Annotated in this window: 27 protein-coding genes; 23 read left to right on the forward strand and 4 right to left on the reverse strand. The window is 67.8% G+C overall.

What is annotated here, in order from left to right:
* The 12 genes from AC1DYN_RS14745 to AC1DYN_RS14800 all read left to right on the forward strand — a co-directional run bounded on the left by AC1DYN_RS14745 (nucleotide 1) and on the right by AC1DYN_RS14800 (nucleotide 7,085).
* On the forward strand, nucleotides 1-192 hold the full coding sequence (locus AC1DYN_RS14745) for a hypothetical protein (protein WP_477960737.1): 192 nt from the start codon (nucleotides 1-3) through the stop codon (nucleotides 190-192).
* On the forward strand, nucleotides 189-392 hold the full coding sequence (locus AC1DYN_RS14750) for a hypothetical protein (RefSeq protein WP_477960739.1): 204 nt from the start codon (nucleotides 189-191) through the stop codon (nucleotides 390-392). Before AC1DYN_RS14745 ends, AC1DYN_RS14750 begins: the two co-directional genes overlap by 4 nt.
* Nucleotides 362-1,423, forward strand: a complete 1,062-nt coding sequence (locus AC1DYN_RS14755) for a recombinase family protein (protein WP_477960740.1) — start codon at nucleotides 362-364, stop codon at nucleotides 1,421-1,423. Before AC1DYN_RS14750 ends, AC1DYN_RS14755 begins: the two co-directional genes overlap by 31 nt.
* Entirely contained in the window at nucleotides 1,420-2,139 is a 720-nt protein-coding gene (locus tag AC1DYN_RS14760; protein ID WP_477960741.1) for a lambda exonuclease family protein, read from the forward strand. The genes AC1DYN_RS14755 and AC1DYN_RS14760 overlap by 4 nt, the downstream gene beginning before the upstream one ends.
* An 87-nt stretch (nucleotides 2,140-2,226) precedes the next feature.
* Nucleotides 2,227-2,928 (forward strand): hypothetical protein, encoded by a 702-nt coding sequence (locus tag AC1DYN_RS14765; RefSeq protein ID WP_477960742.1) that lies wholly within the window; start codon nucleotides 2,227-2,229, stop codon nucleotides 2,926-2,928.
* A gap of 28 nt (nucleotides 2,929-2,956) precedes the next feature.
* A complete protein-coding gene (locus AC1DYN_RS14770) occupies nucleotides 2,957-3,400 on the forward strand; it encodes a hypothetical protein (protein WP_477960743.1) in 444 nt (147 codons plus the stop codon).
* Nucleotides 3,397-3,567 carry a hypothetical protein gene (locus AC1DYN_RS14775; protein ID WP_477960744.1) on the forward strand — a complete coding sequence of 57 codons (171 nt, stop codon included), beginning with the start codon at nucleotides 3,397-3,399 and terminating at the stop codon, nucleotides 3,565-3,567. Before AC1DYN_RS14770 ends, AC1DYN_RS14775 begins: the two co-directional genes overlap by 4 nt.
* The gene (locus tag AC1DYN_RS14780) at nucleotides 3,560-4,228 is read left to right on the forward strand and encodes a hypothetical protein (protein ID WP_477960745.1); all 669 of its coding nucleotides are present in this window, start codon (nucleotides 3,560-3,562) and stop codon (nucleotides 4,226-4,228) included. Before AC1DYN_RS14775 ends, AC1DYN_RS14780 begins: the two co-directional genes overlap by 8 nt.
* Nucleotides 4,229-4,256: 28 nt before the next feature.
* Nucleotides 4,257-5,432, forward strand: a complete 1,176-nt coding sequence (gene rdgC / locus AC1DYN_RS14785) for a recombination-associated protein RdgC (protein WP_477960746.1) — start codon at nucleotides 4,257-4,259, stop codon at nucleotides 5,430-5,432.
* Nucleotides 5,429-6,322 (forward strand): hypothetical protein, encoded by an 894-nt coding sequence (locus AC1DYN_RS14790; RefSeq protein WP_477960747.1) that lies wholly within the window; start codon nucleotides 5,429-5,431, stop codon nucleotides 6,320-6,322. The genes rdgC and AC1DYN_RS14790 overlap by 4 nt, the downstream gene beginning before the upstream one ends.
* The gene (locus tag AC1DYN_RS14795) at nucleotides 6,322-6,786 is read left to right on the forward strand and encodes an ASCH domain-containing protein (RefSeq protein WP_477960748.1); all 465 of its coding nucleotides are present in this window, start codon (nucleotides 6,322-6,324) and stop codon (nucleotides 6,784-6,786) included. The genes AC1DYN_RS14790 and AC1DYN_RS14795 overlap by 1 nt, the downstream gene beginning before the upstream one ends.
* Nucleotides 6,783-7,085, forward strand: a complete 303-nt coding sequence (locus AC1DYN_RS14800; protein WP_477960749.1) for a hypothetical protein — start codon at nucleotides 6,783-6,785, stop codon at nucleotides 7,083-7,085. Before AC1DYN_RS14795 ends, AC1DYN_RS14800 begins: the two co-directional genes overlap by 4 nt.
* Nucleotides 7,086-7,417: 332 nt before the next feature.
* Here the strand turns inward: AC1DYN_RS14800 and AC1DYN_RS14805 are convergent, their stop codons facing one another.
* The 3 genes from AC1DYN_RS14805 to AC1DYN_RS14815 form a co-directional block, all read right to left on the reverse strand.
* Nucleotides 7,418-8,179, reverse strand: coding sequence for a hypothetical protein (locus tag AC1DYN_RS14805; protein ID WP_477960750.1), 762 nt, complete (start codon nucleotides 8,177-8,179; stop codon nucleotides 7,418-7,420).
* Between the two features lie 98 nt (nucleotides 8,180-8,277).
* Nucleotides 8,278-8,754 carry a GIY-YIG nuclease family protein gene (locus tag AC1DYN_RS14810; protein WP_477960752.1) on the reverse strand — a complete coding sequence of 159 codons (477 nt, stop codon included), beginning with the start codon at nucleotides 8,752-8,754 and terminating at the stop codon, nucleotides 8,278-8,280.
* A 521-nt stretch (nucleotides 8,755-9,275) separates the two neighbouring features.
* Nucleotides 9,276-10,280 (reverse strand): extracellular catalytic domain type 1 short-chain-length polyhydroxyalkanoate depolymerase, encoded by a 1,005-nt coding sequence (locus AC1DYN_RS14815; protein WP_477960754.1) that lies wholly within the window; start codon nucleotides 10,278-10,280, stop codon nucleotides 9,276-9,278.
* Here AC1DYN_RS14815 and AC1DYN_RS14820 point away from each other — a divergent pair.
* From AC1DYN_RS14820 to AC1DYN_RS14860, 9 genes are all read left to right on the forward strand, one after another.
* Complete coding sequence (locus AC1DYN_RS14820; protein ID WP_477960756.1) at nucleotides 10,262-10,402, forward strand: hypothetical protein; 141 nt, start codon at nucleotides 10,262-10,264, stop codon at nucleotides 10,400-10,402. The genes AC1DYN_RS14815 and AC1DYN_RS14820 overlap by 19 nt on opposite strands.
* A 293-nt stretch (nucleotides 10,403-10,695) precedes the next feature.
* On the forward strand, nucleotides 10,696-11,346 hold the full coding sequence (locus AC1DYN_RS14825; protein ID WP_477960758.1) for a TetR/AcrR family transcriptional regulator: 651 nt from the start codon (nucleotides 10,696-10,698) through the stop codon (nucleotides 11,344-11,346).
* A 43-nt stretch (nucleotides 11,347-11,389) separates the two neighbouring features.
* On the forward strand, nucleotides 11,390-12,172 hold the full coding sequence (locus tag AC1DYN_RS14830) for an ABC transporter permease (protein ID WP_477960760.1): 783 nt from the start codon (nucleotides 11,390-11,392) through the stop codon (nucleotides 12,170-12,172).
* A 23-nt stretch (nucleotides 12,173-12,195) separates the two neighbouring features.
* Nucleotides 12,196-13,191 (forward strand): ABC transporter substrate-binding protein, encoded by a 996-nt coding sequence (locus tag AC1DYN_RS14835; protein ID WP_477960762.1) that lies wholly within the window; start codon nucleotides 12,196-12,198, stop codon nucleotides 13,189-13,191.
* A complete protein-coding gene (locus AC1DYN_RS14840; RefSeq protein WP_477960764.1) occupies nucleotides 13,188-14,003 on the forward strand; it encodes an ABC transporter ATP-binding protein in 816 nt (271 codons plus the stop codon). Before AC1DYN_RS14835 ends, AC1DYN_RS14840 begins: the two co-directional genes overlap by 4 nt.
* Nucleotides 14,004-14,018: 15 nt before the next feature.
* On the forward strand, nucleotides 14,019-15,443 hold the full coding sequence (locus tag AC1DYN_RS14845; RefSeq protein WP_477960766.1) for an enolase-like domain-containing protein: 1,425 nt from the start codon (nucleotides 14,019-14,021) through the stop codon (nucleotides 15,441-15,443).
* A 14-nt stretch (nucleotides 15,444-15,457) separates the two neighbouring features.
* On the forward strand, nucleotides 15,458-16,609 hold the full coding sequence (locus AC1DYN_RS14850) for a Gfo/Idh/MocA family protein (protein WP_477960768.1): 1,152 nt from the start codon (nucleotides 15,458-15,460) through the stop codon (nucleotides 16,607-16,609).
* A gap of 4 nt (nucleotides 16,610-16,613) precedes the next feature.
* Complete coding sequence (locus AC1DYN_RS14855) at nucleotides 16,614-17,801, forward strand: dihydrodipicolinate synthase family protein (protein WP_477960770.1); 1,188 nt, start codon at nucleotides 16,614-16,616, stop codon at nucleotides 17,799-17,801.
* The gene (locus tag AC1DYN_RS14860; protein ID WP_477960772.1) at nucleotides 17,801-18,667 is read left to right on the forward strand and encodes a sugar phosphate isomerase/epimerase family protein; all 867 of its coding nucleotides are present in this window, start codon (nucleotides 17,801-17,803) and stop codon (nucleotides 18,665-18,667) included. The genes AC1DYN_RS14855 and AC1DYN_RS14860 overlap by 1 nt, the downstream gene beginning before the upstream one ends.
* A gap of 64 nt (nucleotides 18,668-18,731) precedes the next feature.
* On the opposite strand, the gene AC1DYN_RS14865 is transcribed toward AC1DYN_RS14860, so the two are convergent.
* Nucleotides 18,732-19,967, reverse strand: coding sequence for an MFS transporter (locus AC1DYN_RS14865; protein ID WP_477960774.1), 1,236 nt, complete (start codon nucleotides 19,965-19,967; stop codon nucleotides 18,732-18,734).
* 96 nt (nucleotides 19,968-20,063) lie between these two features.
* On the opposite strand from AC1DYN_RS14865, the gene AC1DYN_RS14870 reads away from it, so the two are divergent.
* Nucleotides 20,064-20,894, forward strand: a complete 831-nt coding sequence (locus tag AC1DYN_RS14870; protein ID WP_477960776.1) for an AraC family transcriptional regulator — start codon at nucleotides 20,064-20,066, stop codon at nucleotides 20,892-20,894.
* 98 nt (nucleotides 20,895-20,992) lie between these two features.
* Nucleotides 20,993-22,276: a roadblock/LC7 domain-containing protein gene (locus AC1DYN_RS14875; protein ID WP_477960778.1), complete on the forward strand. Its 1,284-nt coding sequence runs from the start codon at nucleotides 20,993-20,995 to the stop codon at nucleotides 22,274-22,276.
* Nucleotides 22,277-22,332 lie beyond the last annotated feature (56 nt).

The following is a 22,332-nucleotide window of genomic DNA, read 5'->3' on the forward strand; positions in this document are numbered from 1 at the left end:
ATGGCCGAGACCATCGAGGACTACCTGGCGACCCGAGCCGTGGTCGTGCGCACCATCGTGGTCGACGTACATGCAGGCGGGTACGTGAGCCTGAGTGAAGGCGACCGAACCACGGGGGAACTCGGCGTCGATGAAGCGCTGTCGCCTTCGCTGAACTCACGCACCCGAAGCTTGGCGCCTGCCGCTTCATGAGCACGCGCGCCGAGCACGACGCCCGGATGCAGCGCTTCATGGCCAAGCGCCCCAACCCGCTCAAGGACGGCGAGGGCCTGCTGCCCGCGCCTGCCTCCCCGACCAACCATCGAGTCGAGCGCATCGACACGCGCTCGGTCCACCACCGGCTGTCGCCGTCGGACTCCGAATGGATGCTCGACCCGGCCGCCCTCTTCTAACCCCGGCGCCCAGCGCCAGGCGAAACCTTTCCCCAAACTGCCGCCAGAGTCGCGGCTATCGAAAGCAAGCCATGCAAACCGCAACCATCGTAGATGCCCCGATCAACGGCCACGCCTTCGGGGCGACCACCACCCACGAACTCGCGCCCGCGCCCTCGCCCGCCCCCTTGGTGGTGCCGGCGCAGCAGCAACACCAGGTGCTCACGCGCACGCCGATGTTCGACCTGACACCCAAGACCCTCGACGAGGCGATGGCGCTGGCCAAGCTGATGTCCGAATCAAGCTTCGTCCCGAAGGACTACCAGGGCAAGGCCGGCAACGTGCTGGTGGCGATACAGTGGGGCCTGGAGCTGGGCCTGAAGCCGCTGCAGGCCATGCAGAACATCGCCGTGATCAACGGCCGGCCGAGCCTGTGGGGCGACGCGGTCCTGGCGCTGGTTCTGGGCTCGCCGGTGTGCGTGGACGTGATCGAGTACGACGAAGGCTCGGGTGAGGGCAAGACCTCGGTTTGCGTGGCGAAGCGCAAGGGCCGCGAGGACAAGATCGCACGATTCTCGATGGCCGATGCCGAGATCGCAGGCCTGAAGGACAAGGCTGGCCCCTGGAAGCAATACCCGGATCGCATGCGCAAGATGCGCGCTCGCGCGTTCGCGCTGCGTGACCAGTTCGCCGACGTGCTGCGCGGCATGCCGATCGCCGAAGAGCAGATGGACATCCCCGCCGACGAAGGCCCGGGCGGCCACTTGAACCACGGCGGTACCGCGCCGGCGCGCCTGCCCGCGAACGCCAAGGGATCGCAGATCGCCGAGTCCACCCGGCCACCGCTCACCGAGGACGGCGCCGCCGTCATCGTGATGCTGACCAACATCGCCAAGACCAAGGGCGCGGCGGCGCTGACCAAGGCGTGGAAGGACCAGCCGCACGACATCCGCGCACAGATCGGCATCGCCAAGCGCGACGAGATGCTGGCCCTGGGCTGCGAGTACGACGCGGCGCGCAAGAATGACGCCACCGACGTGGAGCCCGCATGAGCGGGGTGCTGAGCGGAATGGCCTTCGCGTCGGGCGCTGACCAGCGCACCGCCGACTGGCGCCTCGATCGCGCTGGAAAGATCACCGCCTCGCGCTTCATCGACGCGATCGCCATGAGCGAAGGCGGCTACTACGCGTCCGGCCCAAAGAAGGGCCAGCCGAAGCCCATCGTGCCGCTGGCCAAGCGCACCAGCTACATGCGCGAGCTGGCCTTCGAGCGCACCGCACACATCGCGCGGCACGAGGTCAACGGCAAGTCCCTGGAATGGGGGCGCGACGTGGAGGGCCACGCGCAGGAGGCCTACCAACTCCAGTCCGGCAACACCGTGCGGCCGTCGCCGTTCGTGTTGCACCCGAAGTACAGCTTCATCGGGTGCAGCCCGGACGGCCTGGTGGACGACGACAGCGATGGCCGGGGCGGCACGGAGTCGAAGTGCCCGTTTTCTGAGGAGGTGCACATCCGCACCTGGCTGGAGGGCGTGCCGCAGGACCACATCCCGCAGGTTCAGGGCTGCATGTTCGTCACCGAGCGCGACTGGTGGGACTTCATCTCCTACGACCCGCGCCAGGCGCCGGAACTGCGCCTGTACGTCCAACGGGTCTACCGCGATGACTCGTACATCGCGCACCTGGAGCGCAGCCTGCTGCAGTTCGAGGTCGAGCTGCAGGGCATGGTGAAGCGCCTGCTGCCGCGCGCGGCCGGCCTACCGGTGTAACTTTTTTTGCCAAGCAACGTAACAATTGTCCATGTGACTGGTACAGTTGTTATTAACGCGCCGCGGTGGCGCGAGGAGACAAACCCGATGGATCGAAGTGAACTTCACGGCAAGCGCCTCGGCATGGCGGGCCGCGTAGCCGTCCTGCGCTCGCTGGTGAAGAAGCCCGCACCATGGCCGGAGCTGGTGCAGCGCGATGTTGTCGGGGCGACTGCCGCGATAACGTTTGTCAACACGCTGCACGCCCTTGGCATGCTGCGGATCGTGGGCTGGCGCCAGACCTACAAAGCACCGCTCCTGCCGATCTTCGGAATGGGCCCCGGCGAAGACGCCCCCTTGCCGGCGAAGCGAAGCACCGGCCAGCGCGCCGTGGCAGTCGCGCCTCACGCGAGGTCGCCTCGCCTGTCACCGGCGCCCAGCGAGCTGCTGGCCTTCTTCCACCTGTACGAGGCCCTGCAAGCGCCATCGACCCCGCAGGAGATCGCGGAGGAAACAGGCCTGTACAGAGCGACGGTCGCCAAAGCCTTGCGATCGTTGCACGAGGGCGCGCCGAAATTGGCTTACGTCGCCGACTGGCGGCGGCAACTGCGCGGTGGCGAGCCGATTCCCCTGTACGCCTGGGGCAACAAGAGGGACGCCCCTCGACCGAAGGCCATCGGGAAGGCAAAGCGCCAGTCAGCGCTGCGCGCCAACGCGCGGCACAAGGCCCTGATCCCCGGCGACCACCCACTGAACCTCATGGCGCGCCAGTTGGCCGCCAACGACGCCACGGCACAGCGCCGAGCCTGAACTCAAGCCAACAGCAAGAACGAGAACCATGAACAAGGAACAACTGGCCGCGCTCCTGAACAATCGCGAGTACGGCCGCGAGATCACCCCCGCCGAAGAGGCCCAAGCCAAGGCCGCCGGCCTCGTTGCGATCTTCGGCTGCAGCGACGACAACGTGACGCTGGCCGGCGCGATCAGCGACCAGATCGGCGCCTACGAGGGCACGACGCTGCGAATCTGCCTTGCTGGCACGCTGCTCCAGGACTTCGACGACCTGGACCACGACGACGAGGAAATGATGGCCCGCTACTTCAAGTCCAAGGCCACCGGCTTCGTGGAGATCCAGGCCATCTGGTGCCCGAAGGGCGAGGAGCTGTCCTGGGCCTTCCAGACGGACGTGCCGCACGCAACGTTCCTGGTCATGGACAACGGCGAGCCGCCCTTCTGTCGTGGCATCGTCATCGATACCGCCGACTTGGCCGCAGCACCATGAGCGACCCGGTTTACAGCAGAGCCAGCGTGGTGGCCGCCTACCAGCGCACGCGCGACGCGGGCATCGAGCACGACCAGGCGCTGCGCGCCGTCGCCCAGTCGATGGCGCTCGCGATCGAGGCCGTGAGCCGCGCCGTGGGCGAACACCGGGAGACGGCCGATGCCTAAGCGCGTTCTGACCGAACAGGAGTTCCTGAAGGACGTGAGCACGCATCGCCTGGAGATCCTTCGGGACGACGGGGTGTATCGGCATCTGCGCTTCCGCGCGACTGATGCCGACGGCCGCACAAGCTACAACATGGGCTTTGACCTTGTGACCTGGCCGGGCTGGCTGGCCTACACGGGCGACATGGGCAGCTACACCTTCACGCGGCTGGAGGACATGCTCCAGTTCTTCCGCCGCACGGACAACAGCTATCGCATCGATCTGCGCTACTGGGCCGAGAAGTGCACCGCGCAGGACAAGCACGACGGCATCGTGAAGTTCAGCCCCGAGCAATTTCGCGCTGAAGTTCGCCGCTGGTTCGACGAGCGCACCGAAGACATGCCCGATGGCGAGCGGGCCCAGTTGCTGTCCGAGGTCGAGCGCGAGGTGAGCGACACCGCCGACGACGGCGCCGACGCTGCCTATCGCGCTGCTCTGGACTTCGAGCACGAGAAGCGCCCCCTCTTCGAGGACTTCTACGAAGTCGACTGCAACGAGTACACGCAGCGCTTCGAGTGGTGCTGCTTCGCGCTGGCATGGGCAATCCAGCAGTACGACACCCTCAAGACACAGCGCAGCACCACAGCACCCCAGACGGCGCACCCACAGGCCATCGCGGCCTGATCACCAACCGAGTTCCCCGGGAGACCTAGTGTTCAAGAACCTCATCATCTATCGAATCAGCCAATGGGAGCAGCCGCCTGTCGCGGAGCTGCAGGCGCGCCTGGACGCCGCGCGCTTCGTCGAATGCGGCGCGTCGCAGCAGGAGTCGGCCGGCTGGGTCGAGCCGCGCAACGAGAAGCACGGCCCGCTGCTGGAGAGCGTCGGCGGCCACCTCATCCTGAAGCTGTGCACCGAAACGAAGGCCGTGCCCGGCGGCGCGGTCAAGACGCAACTGGAGGCACGCCTCGACAGGATCGAGCAGGAGACCGGCCGCCGCCCCAAGGGCAAGCTCGCCAAGGAGCTGAAGGAAGAGATCGTGCAGGAGCTGCTGCCGCGCGCCTTCCCGAAGCGCTCGGCCACGCTGGTGTGGATCGACGTGCACGCCGGCTTCGTCGTGATCGACGCGGCCAGCATGGCCAAGGCCGACCGCGTGGTGACGATGCTGGTCGAGCTGCTGGGCGGCGGCATCCGGCTGAGTCTGGCGCAGAGCGCGATCTCGCCGGCCACCGCGATGGCCGAATGGCTGACCAGCAAGGAAGCGCCGGCCGGCTTCTCGATCGACCGCGAGTGCGAGCTGAAGCAGCCCGACAGCGAGAAGTCGAACGTGCGCTACGGCCGCCACACGCTGGAGATCGACGAGGTCGGCGAGCACATCAAGCAGGGCAAGCTGCCGGTATCGCTCGCGATGACGCGGGACGGCCGCGTCTCGTTCGTGCTGACTGAGAACCTGGCGATCCGCAAGGTCAAGCTGCTGGACGTGACCCTCGAGACCAAGGAGCAGCCGACCCAGGGCGACAACGGGTTCGACGCCGACGTAGCGATCACAACCGGCGAGCTGCGAAAGCTGATCCAGGAGCTGATCGAGGCCCTCGGCGGCAAGCTCGAACTCGCGCCGCTCGATGCCGCCGGCGACGCGCCCGCAGAAGGCGCCGGCGGCACCCCTGCGACTCATGCGAGCGGCGAGGAGCCCGACCTGCTCTATGACCGCGCAGTGGCCATCGTCCTGGACGACCGTCGCGCGTCGATCTCCCTGGTGCAGCGCCACCTGGTCATCGGCTACAACCGCGCCGCCCGCCTGCTCGAAGCTATGGAGCTGGCCGGTGTGGTGAGCCGCATGGGCTCGGACGGCAGCCGTAAGGTGCTGGCCGCCGGGGCGCCGGCATGAGCACGCTCGCCGAGGCCATCAACGCGGGCCTGGCCGCCAGCCCGGCGCCCAGCGCCCGGCACACGCCTGGTGTGCCCGACGACGTGCGCGAGGCCGTCCGCCAGGCGCAGGCGGAAGCCGACGAGCGTTGCGCACAGCTCACGGCCGAGCGCGACAAGGCCCGCGAGCAGCTGAGGCTGCTCGGGCAGGTCTTCGAGAACCACGGCGCCGCGATGCGCGCGGCCTACATCGAGGCCGAGATCGGCGAGGGACCCGTGGCCGCGATGCAATGGATCACCAACACGCTGGTCGGCCCCGGCCTGCTACCTGACCTTGAAGAGGCTCAGAAGCTCGGCGGGGCTCAGGGCCACTTCGACTCCGAATACAAGGGCATGCCGGACGCCAACATCGGCCTGGCCGCGCGCGCCCTGCTGCCCCAGCCGACCGAACGCCGCCTGCCGATGGAGACCGTCATCGATGTCATGTGCGCCGGCGAGGAGGTCGCCGCCCGCGCACGCGCCGCCGGGTTCGCGCTGCACATCGTCCAGCGCTCGGAAGCCTCGCCGCTGCCTGGCCAACGCGTCGATGTCGTAACCGCCGCACCGCTGGGCGTTCGCACCGAGGCCCGGCCCACGCGGGAGCTGGCCGCCGAGGTCGCGCCGGAGTGGGTGCGCAACGACGATGACGTCTTCACCTGCCTGATGCTGGTGGGCGGACACAGCGTTCCGCGCGAGGCCGTCACAACCTGGACGGACCGGCAGTGCTGGGAGGCCGAGGACTGGGCCATCCGCGAGCACCTGGTCGCGAGCGACAACGACGAGGTGGAGCGCGCCTCGATGCCCGAGCACGTCCGCGCGCACCCGCCGCGCCCCTTCACCGGCAACAGCGTCGACGACCTGTGGAGCAACTGATGAAAGCCCTGTCCATTCGCCAGCCCTGGGCCTGGCTCATCGTGCGCCCCGACCTGGCCGACCCAATCGAGCGCGCGCGAGAGCTGGCCGCCGGCCGGATCAAGACCATCGAGAACCGCACCTGGGCGACGAAGCATCGTGGGCCAACGCTGATCCACGCCGCGCAGTCCATGTCCAAGCTGGAGTATTTGGACGTGCTGCGGTTCATCGACCAGCGGCCAACGCTGCGCCCCATCCTCCGGAGCATGCCCGACCGCGACGACCTGCAACGCGGCGGGGTCGTCGGCCTGGCCAGCATCATCGACAGCGTGAACGCCTCCACCTCGCCCTGGTACATGGGCGCCATCGGGCACGTCCTGGCCGACGCACGTCCCCTGCCCTTCGCACCGCTCCGAGGTGCCCTCGGCTACTTCAACGTGGCGGAAGACTTTTCCGCCAAACCACTTCAACGGGAGGCAGCATGATTGGCACGCAACGCACGGGCCGCGTCGGCGGCGTCTTCATAACGGCCGTAGCTGGCGAGGGCTTGACCGTCACGGTCAACGGCAAGCCAGGCAGGCTGGCGATCCTCGCGGAGGACGGAACGGTTGTTGCTGACGGCGCCGATGTCGCCCGCGAGGCGCAGGCTGTGGCCATCAACTTGTATCGAAACTTCCTGATTGGCGAAGGTCGCATCCGCGTGATCAGCGACCCACTCGGCCCTGATCCGGCGGCCGCGCAGGAGCCGATTCCAACCGAAGCGCCCGACAGGAAGCGCGCCTGACCGCCCTTCGAGGTGTCGAGGCGCCCGGCCGCGAACCGGACATCCGCCGAGGAAGGCCGTGGATGCCTGCATCCGACCGAGGCTGTGTGAAAACTCGCCGCTTTGAAGGTCGTCATCGAGATCGACCTCTCAGATCGCGCTGTATTCGACGATCGACCTTCAGGTAGGGGTGAGAAGACACTCGAAATAGTTCGAGTCTTGAGTTTTCACACAGCCTCGACCCATAGCGGGAATTTGACCCGGCCATTCAGCACTCCAGAATGCGGTCGCTCAACATTTGGCGGGAGAAGCCCGACCCGGCTTGCCGGGGGCGAGTTCTCTCGATGGAAGGGTTAGATCTCAACTTCGTGCTTGTTGTAGAAGTCGATAAGACCGTAAATTCGCTCAACGTAGACGATGAATTGGCCGAGATTGGCGAGGATAACGCCTTTGTCTAGATCGGGAACGATCTGAGGATGACCGACCAAATTTCTTGTGTGGCGGTAGAAGTTGAATGCACCGTCTAGAAGTTGATCCAGATCTTGTGCAAGCGACATCTCAGTCGGCTTGGGTTTCGACGACTTATGTGAACGCTTGAATTCGTCGTACTTGTTTGAGACGGCCCGATTGTTGACCCTAGAGAAGAAGGCTTCGCGGTGCTTATCATCCCTGATGCGATTCCCGTAGCATTCAATCAGTATGAGGATGACTTTTTCGCTTGCTGCGCCAAGCATAAAGGCTGCGCCTGCAGCACTGCCAGCCTTGTAGCAACGAAGTGCCTCCTGGAAGAACCAAAGAACTACGCCATCACATGCTGGGACGCGCTCCTGAAGCGTCTGTGGGAATTTCTCTATCTCAGCGGGAAGAAGAATTCCTGGGGCAGAATTTCCCGCTTCGATTGAAGATTTTAGCTCCAGCAACCATTTCTTGAGGTCCGAATCTGCGCCGTCAACAACGATTTTCCCGCTGTTGTAGACGGCGACTCCGGCCTTGCTAGCGCCTGACTTCGCAATGAACTTGGTGGCGTGCTGAATCTCCTGCTCAGCATCGAGTACGTTGTTCTTTGAAAGCGCCTCACGAACGTTTGCGCAAATCTTTTCGTCTCCATTCGGCATGCCGAACCTCCATTGGTGGTTTATTGATATATAACGTTTGAAATGGGAGGCGGTGCCCGGCTTGCCGGGCGGTGTCCTGATAAGAAGGGGGAGGCCACTTAGCGCTCCTCCCTTAGGAAATCGAAGGCGGTGTAAGCATCGCAGTTCATGCAGTGATACATACCTGTCTCCTCTTGCTCATGCATGCCGCACAGGCAGCCGCAGAAAGGACAGCATTCATAGACTTCGAAGTCATTCCATTCACAGACACCCAGATATTCAGGAATGGCGTCACGGTCGTACCCAATGATTTCAAAAGAGTTCTTGGGGGTTGGTACAAATCCCTGTTCACGCTTTAGTTCGCTGAGGACCTCTGTAGGACCAATGTCAAACCACTCGCCCAACCCGCGCTGTCCTTTGTACTGTTCGTGTAGTCGCTTTTCGACTTGCACATCGTTATTGACGACTATCCATCCCATGAGTTGCAGGGGACTTGGATTTCCAGTTTGTAGGTTCTTGCTTCTCTTGCGTACATCTTTGCCGCGGCCAATCTTCACCTTCTGTCTATCGGTGTCGAGGATGAAATAGACCGGCATGGGTGTGGCCTAACGTTTGAAATGAGCGGCAGACAGCAGCTTGCCTACGGCTGTATGTATAACAGGGCGGCATGACTGGCGTAAAGCAGCCGTTGATGAAGCTCCGCTTCTGGCCGCTGGAAGACGTTCGCAGCCATCACTTGAACTCCGCTGTCGGAGCGTAGAGGCCGGCTTCGACGCATCAATGAACTTGGTCGAACGCATGACTCTGCCGCAACGCTGACGCCTCAGCGGACGACGTAGCAAAGTTGATATACCATATCGTTTGGCACGCCGAAGACGGTGTCGATGCCTTGGGCGATCAGGGCCTCGACCAGGACATGGCCGGCGAGGCGGGACGATGACGGGGGCAGCGAGGAGTCAATCATTTCTGTGCGACGCGGCTCTGAGGCGAAGCCTGGAGTGTGCCTCGTACGAGAGCTGGAATGCTCGACGGTACGGCTGAAGGTGCGGGCTTCGACGCCATGCGCTGACATGCGTGGTGGGTTGACAGCCTTGCGCTGATGCAGGGAACGACCGAACTACGTCTGTGTTCCGAACTGCTTCGCAGTGAATGCCCATGCCATGCGTGAGGCGTCAGGCCCCTTCCTGTCGCTGAAGTGCTGGTTGGCCGCACCGCCGCTCCACGCGTGCGCCAGGCATTCCACCTCGACGAGCGTGGCCACCGTGGCGCCCTTGCGCTTGAAATCGATCACACGCATGGGGTGCCTCTTTCCGCGCTGAACATTCCTGCCGGAGCCCGGAACGGCGCCCGCGGCATTGGCCCAGACCTGCGCTGCAGCGCGTCCATTGCTGGGCGCCACCACGGCGTCCGAATCTCCATGGATGACCAGGAGCGGGGGCCACGCGAGACTTGTCGTGCCCGGGCTCGCAGGAAGCGGCTTCGTTGCTCGCCGACCATGCATGGCACCGACCGCTGACAGCGGAGAAGTGGCGGTGCCGGGCGGAATTCCGGAGTGCATCGTCACGGCCTTGAATCGCTCCGGGTGGCGCGTGACAACCAGTGCAGCCATGCTCGCACCCGCTGACAACCCCACGATCCCGATCCGCTCTCTGTCGGCGGAGTAAAGAGTGCACGCCTGGTCGATCGCTCGCATGATCAAGGCGACCTCGCGGTGTGCGCGGCCCGACCTGGTATCGAACCAGTTCCAACAACCTTGGGGATTCGACAGACGATCCTGCTCCGGGTACAGCACGAGGAAGCGTTCGCGCGCAGCCACCACATTCATCCGCGTGCTCGCGGCGAAGGTCTTCGCGTCCTGGTGGCACCCGTGAAGCATCACCATCAGCGGCAAGCGTTCGCCAAACTTGACGCCCGGCGGACGAAAGAGCCTGAACTGCCGAACACCGGCCGGGCCCATGGCCATGCCGGCAAGCCAATCGCCGGTGCCCACTGGAGCGCGTCGCTTTGCCTGCACCGGCTTCAGCGCCTCTTTCATCGAGTGCGTGCCGGCGTGCATTGAGAGACGGGTCAGTGCTGACAGATTGCGGGTCCAGAGCCCGGCCCATGAAGTTGACCGCTTCATGCCTGCTGTCCCATGCGCGCTACCGCCTTCTCTTTCGTTTCGATGCGGGAGCCTTCGCCATCGCGTCGGTCATGAACGGGTTCTTCTTGAGCCAAGGATTGGACATCGAGATTCCTTTCTGACAGCCGCACCGCGGCCGTTTCGGCTGTCTCATCTGTTCGGAGTTCGCGGGCCCGAGCGCTGCGGGATCATCGGCAGGAGTCACCAGGCAGTATTGGTTGAGGAGGTGCACGCAACCCGTCGGACTTGAGTCCTTTGTGGCGTAGGCGGTCAGGCTGCGTGGTGGTCGTGCGACCGATCACGACCTCCCCCACCCCCTGCCGGCCGAAGCCTTGTCAGCACCACGACGCTCGCCTTCCCGAGCCAGGGTTCATCCGGATGCCGAGAATTCACCATTCGGTGAATTATCGCGACCATGTCGTCACCCGCCCCCAACGTCGTCGAGCTGCGCACCCGCGATGCCGAGCGCACCCAGCAGGAGATCCTGCGCGCCGCGATGGACGAGTTCGCCGAGCGCGGCCTGGGTGGCGCGCGCATCGACAGCATCGCCGAGCGCGCCGGCGTCAACAAGCGCCTGATCTACTACTACTTCGGCGGCAAGGACGAGCTGTTCCTCGCGGTGCTGGAGCAGACCTACGCCGACATCCGCAGCGCCGAGCGCGAGCTGCACCTCGACCGCCTCAGCCCGCCCGACGCGGTGCGGCGGCTGGTCGCGTTCACCTGGGAACACTACCTCGCGCACCCGGAATTCCTGACGCTGCTGAACAGCGAGAACCTGCACCGCGCGCGCCACCTGAAGGAATCGAAACGCATCCGCGAGATGAACTCGCCGCTGGTGCAGACCCTCGGCGAAGTGCTCGAGCGCGGTCGCCGCGACGGCGTGTTCCGCGGCGGCGTCGACCCGGTGCACCTCTACATCTCGATCGCCGGCCTGGCGTACTTCTACCTGTCGAACAACCACACGCTGTCGACCATCTTCGCGCGCGACCTGATGTCGCCCAAGGCCTTGTCGGAGCGCCTGTCGCACATCACCGAGGTGGTGATGGGCTACGTGCTGCTCAACTGATCCCGGGCCCCTAATTCACCAGGCAGTTAAGAAGGACGCCACCATGAAACGCTGGATCCTGTCGCCCGCACTGCGCCCCGTCTGGCTGCTGGCGCTGCTGCTGGTGCTGTGGGACCTGGCGATCCGGCTCTTCAGGATCCCGCCCTACCTGATCCCCACGCCGTGGTCGGTGGCGCGCCAGCTGGTCGTCGAATGGCCGATGCTGTGGCGCGAGACGCTGCCCACGCTGTATGCCACGCTGGGCGGCTTCGTGCTGTCGGCGCTGTTCGGCGTGCCGGTGGCGATGTGGATCTCGTACTCGCGCGTGGTCGAGAGCTTCGTCTACCCGCTGCTGGTGTTCTCGCAGTCGATCCCGAAGGTGGCCATCGCGCCGCTGTTCGTCGTGTGGTTCGGCTTCGGCATCGTGCCCAAGGTGATCGCGGCCTTCCTGCTCGGCTTCTTCCCGGTGGTGGTGGCCACGGTGCAGGGCTTCAAGTCGGTCGAGGGCGACGTGATCGACCTGGCCCGCTCGATGGGTGCCAACCCGCTGAAGGTTTTCCTGAAGTTCCGCCTGCCCACGGCGCTGCCGTCGATCTTCAGCGGGCTCAAGGTGTCGGTGACGCTGGCGGTGGTGGGCGCGGTGGTCGGCGAGTTCGTCGGCTCCAACTCCGGCATCGGCTACGTGCTGCAGAAGGCCACCGGCAGCTTCGACCTGCCACTGATGTTCGCCGCGCTGGTGCTGCTGTCGATGGTGGGCGTGCTGCTGTTCCTCGCGGTCGAACTCGTCGAACGCTGGTTGATGCCCTGGCACACCTCGCAGCGCGCCGAACAGCTCGGCACGCCCTGAACAACAACCGAAGGAGACCTCCCATGAAGAGACGCGTCCTGGTGCAAGCCGCTGCGGCGGCTGCGTTGTCCGTCGGCCTGGCCGCGCCTGCGTTCGCGCAGGCCCGCGACAAGGTGGTGCTGCTGCTCAACTGGTACGTCTACAGCGAGCACGCGCCCTTCTTCATCGGCAAGGAAAAAGGCTTCTACGAGGCCGAGAACATCGACCTGGAGATCCAGGAAGGCCGCGGCTCGGCGGTGTCGATCCAGGCGGTGGCGGCCGGCTCGGCCACCTTCGCCTACGTCGACGTGCCGACGATGATGAAGGCCGCCGCCAAGGGCGCGCCGGTCAAGGCGGTGGGCGTCGCGCTGCAGGTGAGCCCGATGTCGGCGATGGGCTTCGCCGACAAGGGCGTGAAGACCGCCAAGGACATCGTCGGCAAGACGGTCGCGATGACGCCCGGCGATTCGATGAGCCAGATCTGGCCGCTGTTCCTGAAGAAGACCGGGCTGCAGGAGAGCCAGTTCAAGACGGTGTCGGGCGACGCGCAGACCAAGCTGAACGCTGTGATCAACGGCCAGGCCGACCTGCTGCTCGGCTACGTGATGGACCAGAACATCAAGCTGCAGGACGCGACGAAGAAGCCGGTGCAGGTGGTGCGCTTCGCCGACTACGGCGTCAACCTCATCAGCTCGGGCATCGTCGCGCACAAGGACACGCTGTCCGGCAAGGCCGACCTGGTGAAGCGCTTCATGCGCGCCTCGACGCGTGCGCTCGAAGAGGCCGAGAAGAACCCCGAGGCCGCGGTCGACGCGACGCTGAAGGCGAACCCGAAGTCCGGCCAGCGCGACACCATGCTGGTGGGCCTGAAGCTGACGACCGCGCTGTACCACACCGACGAGACCCGCGCACTGCGGCCGTTCCGCGTCTCGATGAAGAACGTCGGCGAATCGCTCGACCTGCTGGTGCAGTACGGCGGCATGGACCCGGCCACGCGCGGCAAGCCGGAAGACTACGTCTCGCTCGACTACCTGCCGTGAGCGCAGTGCTCAAGCCCGTGGCGCACGCCGAGCCGGCCCCGGTGCTGATCGAGGCCCGCGGCCTGCACAAGACCTACCGCACGCAGGACGGCGAGGTCGAGACGCTGCGCCCGCTGGATTTTTCGATCCGCGCCGGCGAGTTCGTCTCGGTGGTCGGCCCGTCCGGCTGCGGCAAGAGCACGCTGATGAAGCTGGTGGCCGGCCTGCTGCYGTTCAGCGGCGGCGCGCTGTCGCTGAATGGCCGGCCGGTGCACGGGCCGCAGACCGACGTCGGCATCGTGTTCCAGAGTGCGCTGCTGCTGCCGTGGCGGCGCGTCATCGACAACATCCTGCTGCAGGCCGAGATCCGCGGGCTGCCGATGGCCGCGGCGCGCGAACGGGCGCAGCAGCTGATCGACATGGCCGGCCTGCGCGGCTTCGAGAACAAGTACCCGTGGCAGCTGTCGGGCGGCATGCAGCAGCGCGTCGCGATCCTGCGCGCGCTGCTGCACGACCCGCCGGTGCTGCTGATGGACGAGCCCTTCGGCGCGCTCGACGCGATGACGCGCGAGCGCATGAACCTCGAGCTGCAGCGCATCTGGCTGGCGGCCGGCAAGACGGTGCTGCTGATCACGCACAGCATCCCGGAGGCGATCTTCCTGTCCGACCGCGTGTTCGTGATGACCGAGCGGCCGGGCTCGATCGCCGCCGTCTACGACATCGACCTGCCGCGCCCGCGCTCGCTGGACGTGATGGGCAGCGAAGCCTTCGCGGCCTGCGCGCGCACGCTGCGGGCGCACTTCTACGCGCAGGGGTCGCTCGATGCGCATTGACGGCGGAACCCGGGCATGAGGACCGAGGGCATCCTGCTCGTCGTGCGCGCGATCGACTGCGGCGTGCGGCCGGTGCGGCTGCGCCTGCCGTTCCGCTTCGGCGCGGTGACGCTGGAGCGCTGCCCGCAGCTCTTCGTGCGCGCCACCGTCGAGGTGGCCGGACGCGGCACCTGGCAGGGCCATGCGGCCGAGCTGATGGTGCCGAAGTGGTTCGACAAGCGCCCGGGGTTCTCGCACGCCGACAACGTCGCGCACCTGGCCGGCGCGGTCGAGCGCACCGTGCAGGCGTATGCCGGCGACCGCCCGGCGAGCGCCTTCGAGCTGTTCGAGCGGCACCACGCGGCGCTGGCCGCCGAAGGCCGCCGGCTCGGCGCGACCGACCTGTCCAGCACCTTCGGCCCCGCGGTGACCGACCGCGCGGTGATCGACGCGCTGTGCGCCGCGCTCGGGCTGTCGGTCTTCGATGCCGTCGCGCGCAACGCGCTGGGCCTGCAGCCGAGCGCCCTGCTGCCCGACCTGCGCGACCTCGACTGGAACGCCTGGCTGCCGACGCTCGCGCCGCGGCGCCACGTCGACGCCCGCCACACGGTGGGGATGCTCGACGCGCTGCAGCCGGTGGCCGCCGACGGCGGTGCGCTGCCGGTCAGCCTGCCTGCCGTGATCGAGCGCTACGGGCACCGCGTGTTCAAGATCAAGCTCGGCGGCGATCCGCAGGCCGACGTGCAGCGGCTCGGCGACGTGCTGGCGGTGCTGGACCGGCAGGCCCCGGAGCACCGCTACTCGCTCGACGGCAACGAGCAGTACGCCGACCTCGACAAGCTGCGCGAGCTGTTCGATCGCCTGCGCGACCTGCCGGCCTTCGCAAGGCATCCCGATGCCCTGCTCTACCTGGAGCAGCCGCTGCCGCGCGACCGCTCGTTCGACACGCCGCTGCCCGCGCTGCCCTGCCCGCTGCTGATGGACGAGGCGGACGGCACGCTGGATGCCTTCGTGCGCGGCCGCGACGCCGGCTGGCAAGGGGTGTCCAGCAAGGGCTGCAAGGGCTTCTACAAGTCGCTGGTCAACCGCGCGCGCTGCGACCGCTGGAACGGCGCCGCGCGCCGCAACGGCCACGGCCCGGGCTGGTTCATGTCGGCCGAGGACCTGACCTGCCAGGCGGGCCTGGCCGTGCAGCAGGACCTGGCCCTGACCGCGTTGCTGGGCCTGGGCCATGCCGAGCGCAACGGCCACCACTATGCCGACGGCTTCGGCGACGCGCCGCCGGCCGAGCGCGAGGCCTTTGCACGCGCCCACCCCGACCTGTACGACGGCGATGCGCGGCTGCGCATCGTGCACGGCCGCATCGCGCTGCATTCGCTGTCCGGCGCCGGCTACGCCCATGCCGCGACGCCCGACTGGGCCGCGATGCAGCCGCTGTCGCACGCCCCCACCCTCGTCTGAACACAAGGAGCCCCATGGCCACCCAACGACTCGGCCTGATCATGCACGGCGTCACCGGCCGCATGGGCATGAACCAGCACCTGATCCGCTCCATCGTCGCGATCCGCAACCAGGGCGGCGTGGCGCTTTCCAACGGCGACCGGCTGATGCCCGACCCGGTGCTGATCGGTCGTGACGCCGCCAAGATCGAGGCACTGGCCCGCGCGCACGGCATCGCGCGCTGGGGCACCAACCTCGACAGCGCGATGGCCGAGCGCAACGACAGCGTCTTCTTCGACGCCGGCACCACGCAGATGCGGCCCACGCTGCTGGCGCAGGCGATCCGCGCCGGCAAGCACGTCTACTGCGAGAAGCCGATCGCCACCAACCTGTCCGAGGCGCTGGAGGTGTGCCGCCTTGCCCGGCAGGCCGGCGTCAAGCACGGCGCGGTGCAGGACAAGCTGTTCCTGCCCGGCCTGCGCAAGCTCGACCTGCTCAAGCGCGCCGGCTTCTTCGGCCGCATCCTGTCGGTGCGCATCGAGTTCGGCTACTGGGTGTTCGAGGGCGACCYGCAGCCGATCCAGCGGCCGTCGTGGAACTACCGCCAGGAAGACGGGGGCGGCATCATCCTCGACATGGTGTGCCACTGGCGCTACGTGCTGGACAACCTGTTCGGCGAGGTGCAGGCGGTGTCCTGCCTGGGCGCCACGCACATCCCCGAGCGCTTCGACGAAGCCGGCAAGCCCTACCGCGCGACCGCCGACGATGCGGCCTATGCGACCTTCCAGCTGGCCGGCGGCGTGGTCGCGCAGGTCAACAGCTCGTGGGTCACGCGGGTGCGGCGCGACGACCTGGTGACCTTCCACGTCGACGGCACGCACGGCTCGGCGGTGGCGGGCCTGACCGACTGCCGCAGCCAGTCGCGCGTCAACACGCCGCGGCCGGTGTGGAACCCCGACACGCGCCAGACCATGCCGTTCTTCGAGCAGTGGCAGGAGGTGCCCGACACGCAGCCCTACGACAACGGCTTCAAGCTGCAGTGGGAGCAGTTCCTGCGCCACGTCGCCGAGGACGCGCCCTGGCGCTTCACGCTGCCCGAGGGCGCCAAGGGCGTGCAGCTGGTCGAGGCGGCACTCGCGAGCTGGAAGGAACGGCGCTGGGTCGACGTGCCGGCGCTGGCGGTGTGACGCGATGGACCTGTCGCTGAATCTTCCGACGGCCGACGGCAGCCTCGCGCGCTACACGCTGAGCGGCCGCGAGGCGTGGCGTGCGCCGGCCGCGCCGGTCTTCAACCGCATCGCGTTCTCGGCCGCGCACGTGGTGGCCGATGCGCGCGCGGCGATCGACCCGTGGCTGGGCTGCGCGATCGACTGGGACGCGACCATCGCCTGCCGGCAGCGGCTGTGGCGCATGGGGCTCGGCGTGGCCGAGGCGATGGACACGGCGCAGCGCGGCATGGGGCTGGACTGGCCGACCTCGCTCGAATTGATCGCGCGCTCGCTCGATGCGGCGCGCGACGTGCCGGGCGCCCTCGTCGCGAGCGGCTGCGGCACCGACCAGTTGGCCCCCGATGCGGCGCGCGACGTCGACGACGTGATCCGCGCGTACGAGGCACAGATGGCGGCCATCGAGAAGCTGGGCGGCCGGCTGATCCTGATGGCCAGCCGCGCACTGGCGCGCGTGGCGCGCGGGCCGGCCGACTACGAGCGCGTCTATGGCCACCTGCTGCGCCAGGCGCGCGAGCCGGTGATCCTGCACTGGCTGGGCGACATGTTCGACCCGGCGCTGGCCGGCTACTGGGGCAGCGCCGACGTCGACCGCGCGATGGACACCGCGCTGGCGGTGATCGAGGCGAATGCCGCCCAGGTCGACGGCATCAAGATCTCGCTGCTCGACAAGGACCGCGAGATCGCGATGCGCCGCCGGCTGCCGCCGGGCGTGCGCATGTACACCGGCGACGACTTCAACTATGCCGAGCTGATCGCCGGCGATGGGGTCGGCAGCGCGAGCACGCAGCGGCAGAGCGATGCGCTGCTCGGCATCTTCGACGCGATCGCGCCGGCCGCCAGCGCAGCCCTGGCGGCCCTGGCGCAGCACGACAGGGCGCGCTTCCACGCCATCCTCGCGCCCACGGTGCCGCTGTCGCGCCACGTCTTCCGGGCGCCGACGCGCTTCTACAAGACCGGTGTCGTCTTCATGGCCTGGATCAACGGCCACCAGGACCACTTCGTGATGGTGGGCGGGCAGCAGAGCACGCGGTCGCTGCCTCACTTCGCCGAGCTGCTGCGGCTGGCCGATGCGGCCGGGCTGATCGAGCAGCCGGAGCTGGCCGCGCGCCGCATGCGGCACCTGCTGGCACTGCACGGGGTGGAGGGTTGATGCGCGATTTCAGCGGCGATCACCGGTGGTTGTCGATCAACACCGCGACCGTGCGGGCGCAGTGGCCGTTGGACCGCATCGTGCTGGAGTGCGCGACGCGGGGCATTCGCGCGATCTCGCCGTGGCGCGACCAGGTGGCCGCGGCCGGGATCGACAGGATCGCCGGGCTGCTGCAGGACACCGGCATCGAGTTGTCGGGCTATTGCCGCGGCGGCATGTTCCCGGCCGCCGACGCCGAAGGGCGGCAACGCGCCCTCGACGACAACCGGCGTGCGGTCGACGAGGCGCGGGCCTTGAACGCGCGCTGCCTCGTGCTGGTGGTCGGCGGGCTGCCCGGTGCATTGAGCGGCCGGGCGGCGCACAAGGACATCGCCGCCGCCCGCAATGACGTGCGCGACGGCATCGCCGCGACGCTGGACTACGCGCGCCAGGTCGGCATGCCGCTCGCGATCGAGCCGCTGCACCCGATGTACGCGGCCGACCGCGCCTGCGTCAACACGATGGAGCAGGCTCTGGACCTGTGCGATGCGCTCGACCCGCAACGCAGCGGCGCGCTCGGCGTGGCGCTGGACGTGTACCACGTGTGGTGGGATCCGAAGCTGCAGGCGCAGATCGAACGCGCCGGGCGTGAACGGCTGCTGGCCTTCCATGTCTGCGACTGGCTGCTGCCGACGCGCGACCTGCTGAACGACCGCGGGATGATGGGGGATGGGGTGATCGACATCCCGCGCATCCGCGGCTGGGTCGAGGCGGCCGGCTACGCAGGGTACAGCGAGGTCGAGATCTTTTCGAGCGAGGACTGGTGGAAGCGGCCGGGGGGCGAAGTGCTGGACACGTGCATTGACCGGTACCGCAGGTCAGTCTGACGATTCCCGGATTGGCATCCGGGCTACGAAGCGGGTAGCCCGGATGCCAATCCGGGGATCCACGTCACGCCGGCTGCAACACCGTCCGCCGCACCCGGCGCACGTTGAACGCGCTCGCGATCAACACCGCCTGCACCACCGCGATCCCCAGCCACACCTGGGCCGGCCGGTGCAGGTCCATCAGCGTGCCGAACAGCAGCGGCGCGAGCGCCTGCCCGATGTCCAGCCCCGAGTAGACGACGCCGTAGACGCGCCCCGTCGCGTTGTCCGGCGCCGAGCGCTTGACGATCAGGTCGCGCGACGGCCCGGCGATGCCCGCCGCGAAGCCCATCGCACCGAACAGCACCGGCACCGCCAGCGCCGGGATCGTCGCGTAGCCCAGCACCAGCGCGATCGCCGCCGCCACCCCGAAACCGAGGCCGACGATGCGCTCGCAGCGCGCCGGGTCAGTCACGAGGAAGCCACCCACCACCATGCCGCCGGCACTGCACACCATGTAGACCGTCAGGCACACCGCCGCCAGCTGCGTCGGTACCTCGTGCAGCAGCCGCGCCGCCTCGGGCGCGAAGGCCTGCACGCCGCTCAGCGACATCGCATAGAAAAAGAAGAACGCGAAGCACATCCACACCGCCGGGATCGACAGGAAATCCAGGCTGCCGCCGCCGGCCTTCACCGCGTCCGCCTTCGCGGCCGGTGCCGGCGCGGCCACGTCGAGCGCCAGCGGCGCCCGGTTGAACCACAGCACCGCCAGCACCGCGAAGGCCAGCACGCCGGCACAGGCCAGCGCCACGCGCCACGAGTACGCCAGCGTCAGCGGCACCAGCATGGCCGGTGCCAGCGCCCAGCCCAGGCTGCCGGTGATGCCGTGCACGCTGAAGGCATGGCCGAGCCGCGACGGGTGCACCTTGCGGTTCAGCAGCGTGAAATCCACCGGGTGGAACACGCCGTTGCCGATGCCCGCCAGCACCGAGAACATCGCCAGCATCCACCAGCTCTGGCTGGCCGAGAAGCCGAAGGCCGCCAGCCCCAGCAACGCCAGCCCGGCAAACAGGATYGGCCGCGGGCCGAAGCGGTCGACCACGAAGCCCGACACCGCCTGCGTCAGGCACGAGACGACGAAGAAGATCGACATCAGCAGCCCCAGTTCGGCATAGCTGACGCCGAAGGCATCCTTCAGCCACGGGAACAGCGGCGCCAGGAGCAACTGGCTGAAGTGGCTGATGCTGTGGGCCAGGCCGACGAGGCCGATGACGGTGGCGTCCTTGCGCAATGCGGGTGCCGGGGCGGCCAGGGTGTTCATGCAGGTCCAGGGGGAAAAGTCGAGCCCCGATGGTAGGCAGGCCGGCCGCGGCGGGATTACGATAGCCCGTCAATCTTTGTCGAGATCCTGCCAACCATGACCGTGCCCCCGATCGGCCCGCTCGCCCCGCACCTCTACGCACCGACGCCGCAGCGGCCGCTGCGCGCCAAGCGCCATTGCCTGGGCACCGACACCCGCGTCGTGCCGCACCACCACGACTGGGCGCAGATCGCGCTGTCATCCACCGGCGTCGTGCGGCTGACGATGGAGCACGGCACCTACCTCGTGCCGCCGTCGCGCGCACTGTGGATCCCGCCCGGCATGGAGCATGCCCTCAACGTGGTCGAGGACACCGACCTGCGCACGCTGTACCTGCTGCAGCCGCGCGGTCACAGCGGCCCCGGCGTGCCGCGCGCCGAGCAGGCGCCGTGGCGACAGTGCCGCGTGCTCGAGGTGTCGCCGCTGCTGCGCGCGCTGGTGCTGGAGCTGGATGTGCAGCCCGACGGTGGCGGCCCGCCGCTCGCGCCGCAGGCGCTGCAGCGCGAACGGCGCCTCGGCGCGCTGGTGCTGGACGAGTTGCGCCGCGCGCGCCCGATCCGGCTGGGTGTCGACCTGCCCGCCGACAAGCGCCTGCGCACGCTGTGCGAGGCCGTGCTCGACGATCCTACAAGGCATGCGACGCTCGACGGCTGGGCGCGCGACACCGGCGCGAGCCCGCGCACGGTGGCGCGGCTGTTCCGGCAGGAGCTGGGCACCACCTTCGTCCAGTGGCGCCAGCAGGTGCTGCTGGTCAAGGCCTTGTCGCTGGCGGCGCGCAAGCAGCCGATGGGGGTGATCGCGGCCGAGCTCGGCTATGCCAGCGCCAGTGCGTTCAGCGCGATGGTGCGGCGATCCGTCGGCGAGCCGCCGAGCCGCTTCTTCAGCTAGGGCCTGCCCCTCACCCCGAAGGGGGGTAGCCATCTTGGGGATGTCCGGATCGCGGCATCGCCCTAGACTGGGCCGCAGTTCAACCCCGGGAGCGACCCATGTTGTCATCGTTGTTCGGAGACCTGCGCGGCCTCAAGGGCAGTGATCGCGACGAACCGTCGCTGCCCGGCCAGGAGACCGGGAACGAGGCGGGCTTTGCCGCCACCTCGCTGATGGAGAGCACCGCGACCGAGGTGAACGAGCGCGGCCAGATGGTCGACCGCCACCTGCGCGACTTGGTCGTCACCGGCTCGTCGGCCCAGGCCATCCGCGAGCATTTCGCGGCCACGCGCGCCGACCTCGAAACCGCCAGCCGCCACATCGCGTTGCACGACCCGACCGGTGTCTGGGCCTCGGCCGTGATCAAGGCGCTGTCGGATGCCAGCGGCCGGCCCATCGAGCGCCTGCACCTGCGCGAGCACACCACGCTGCGCACGCTCGCGATGATCGAGCGCACGACGCTTGCGCGGCGCGACGAGCCGCTGCTGCGCATCTACCACGCCGACGTGCGCGCGCCCGGCGCCGACAACGCCGCCATCCCGATCGCGCTGATGGAGCGCAGCCACATGACGGCGGTGATCGTCGGCGCGATGCAGCCGCACGCCGTCGACGGCATGCTCAACACGCTGTACGACGCGGTCAACCAGCCGGGGTGGCGCTGCCCCACCCTGCTCTTCATGCTGCCGCCCAGCGCGGTGTGGATCGCCAACAAGATCGGCATGATCCAGTGGCCGCAGCGGCTGAAGGTGCAGGTGCTCAACGAATCGCTGACCAGCGCGTCGGCGGTGTGGAACGCGCTGCTGGGCATCTGGAACCGCGTGAAGACCGAGCCCACCTGGGGCCCGCCGCCGGTGGCCGCGATCTCGTCGGTGCAGGGTCCCGACGGCTTCCCGATCAAGGTGGCCGACCTGGACGCCGGCACGGCCGTGCCGGTCAGCAACGCGGTGCTGAAGCCGTCGGTGCGCGGCACGCTGGACCCGCAGCGCGCCGCGCAGGCGCTCGACGGCATGCAGCTGGTCGACGGCATGCTCGGCTGCGCGGTGGTCGACACCGCCACCGGCCTCGTCATCACGCAGAAGGTGCGCGACGACCGCCCGGTCGACATGGACCTGGCGGCGGCCGCCTGCACGCAGGTGCTGCGCGCCCACGACCGCCATGCGCGCGAAATGGGCCTGGCCGACACGGTGCAGGAGATCATGACCAGCACGCCGACGCGCCAGCACCTGATCCGCTCCCTGTCGCGCCACGGCGGCCTGTTCCTGTTCGCACTGCTCGACAAGCAGCGCAGCAACCTGGCCCTCGCCCGCTACAAGCTGATGGAAGCCGAGCAAGGACTCTCGTGACGCCCCCCTCGTAGCCCGGATGCCCATCCGGGGAATGGGGCTCCGATACCATCCGC

The sequence above is a fragment of the Rhizobacter sp. P2_D12 genome (assembly GCF_056404395.1).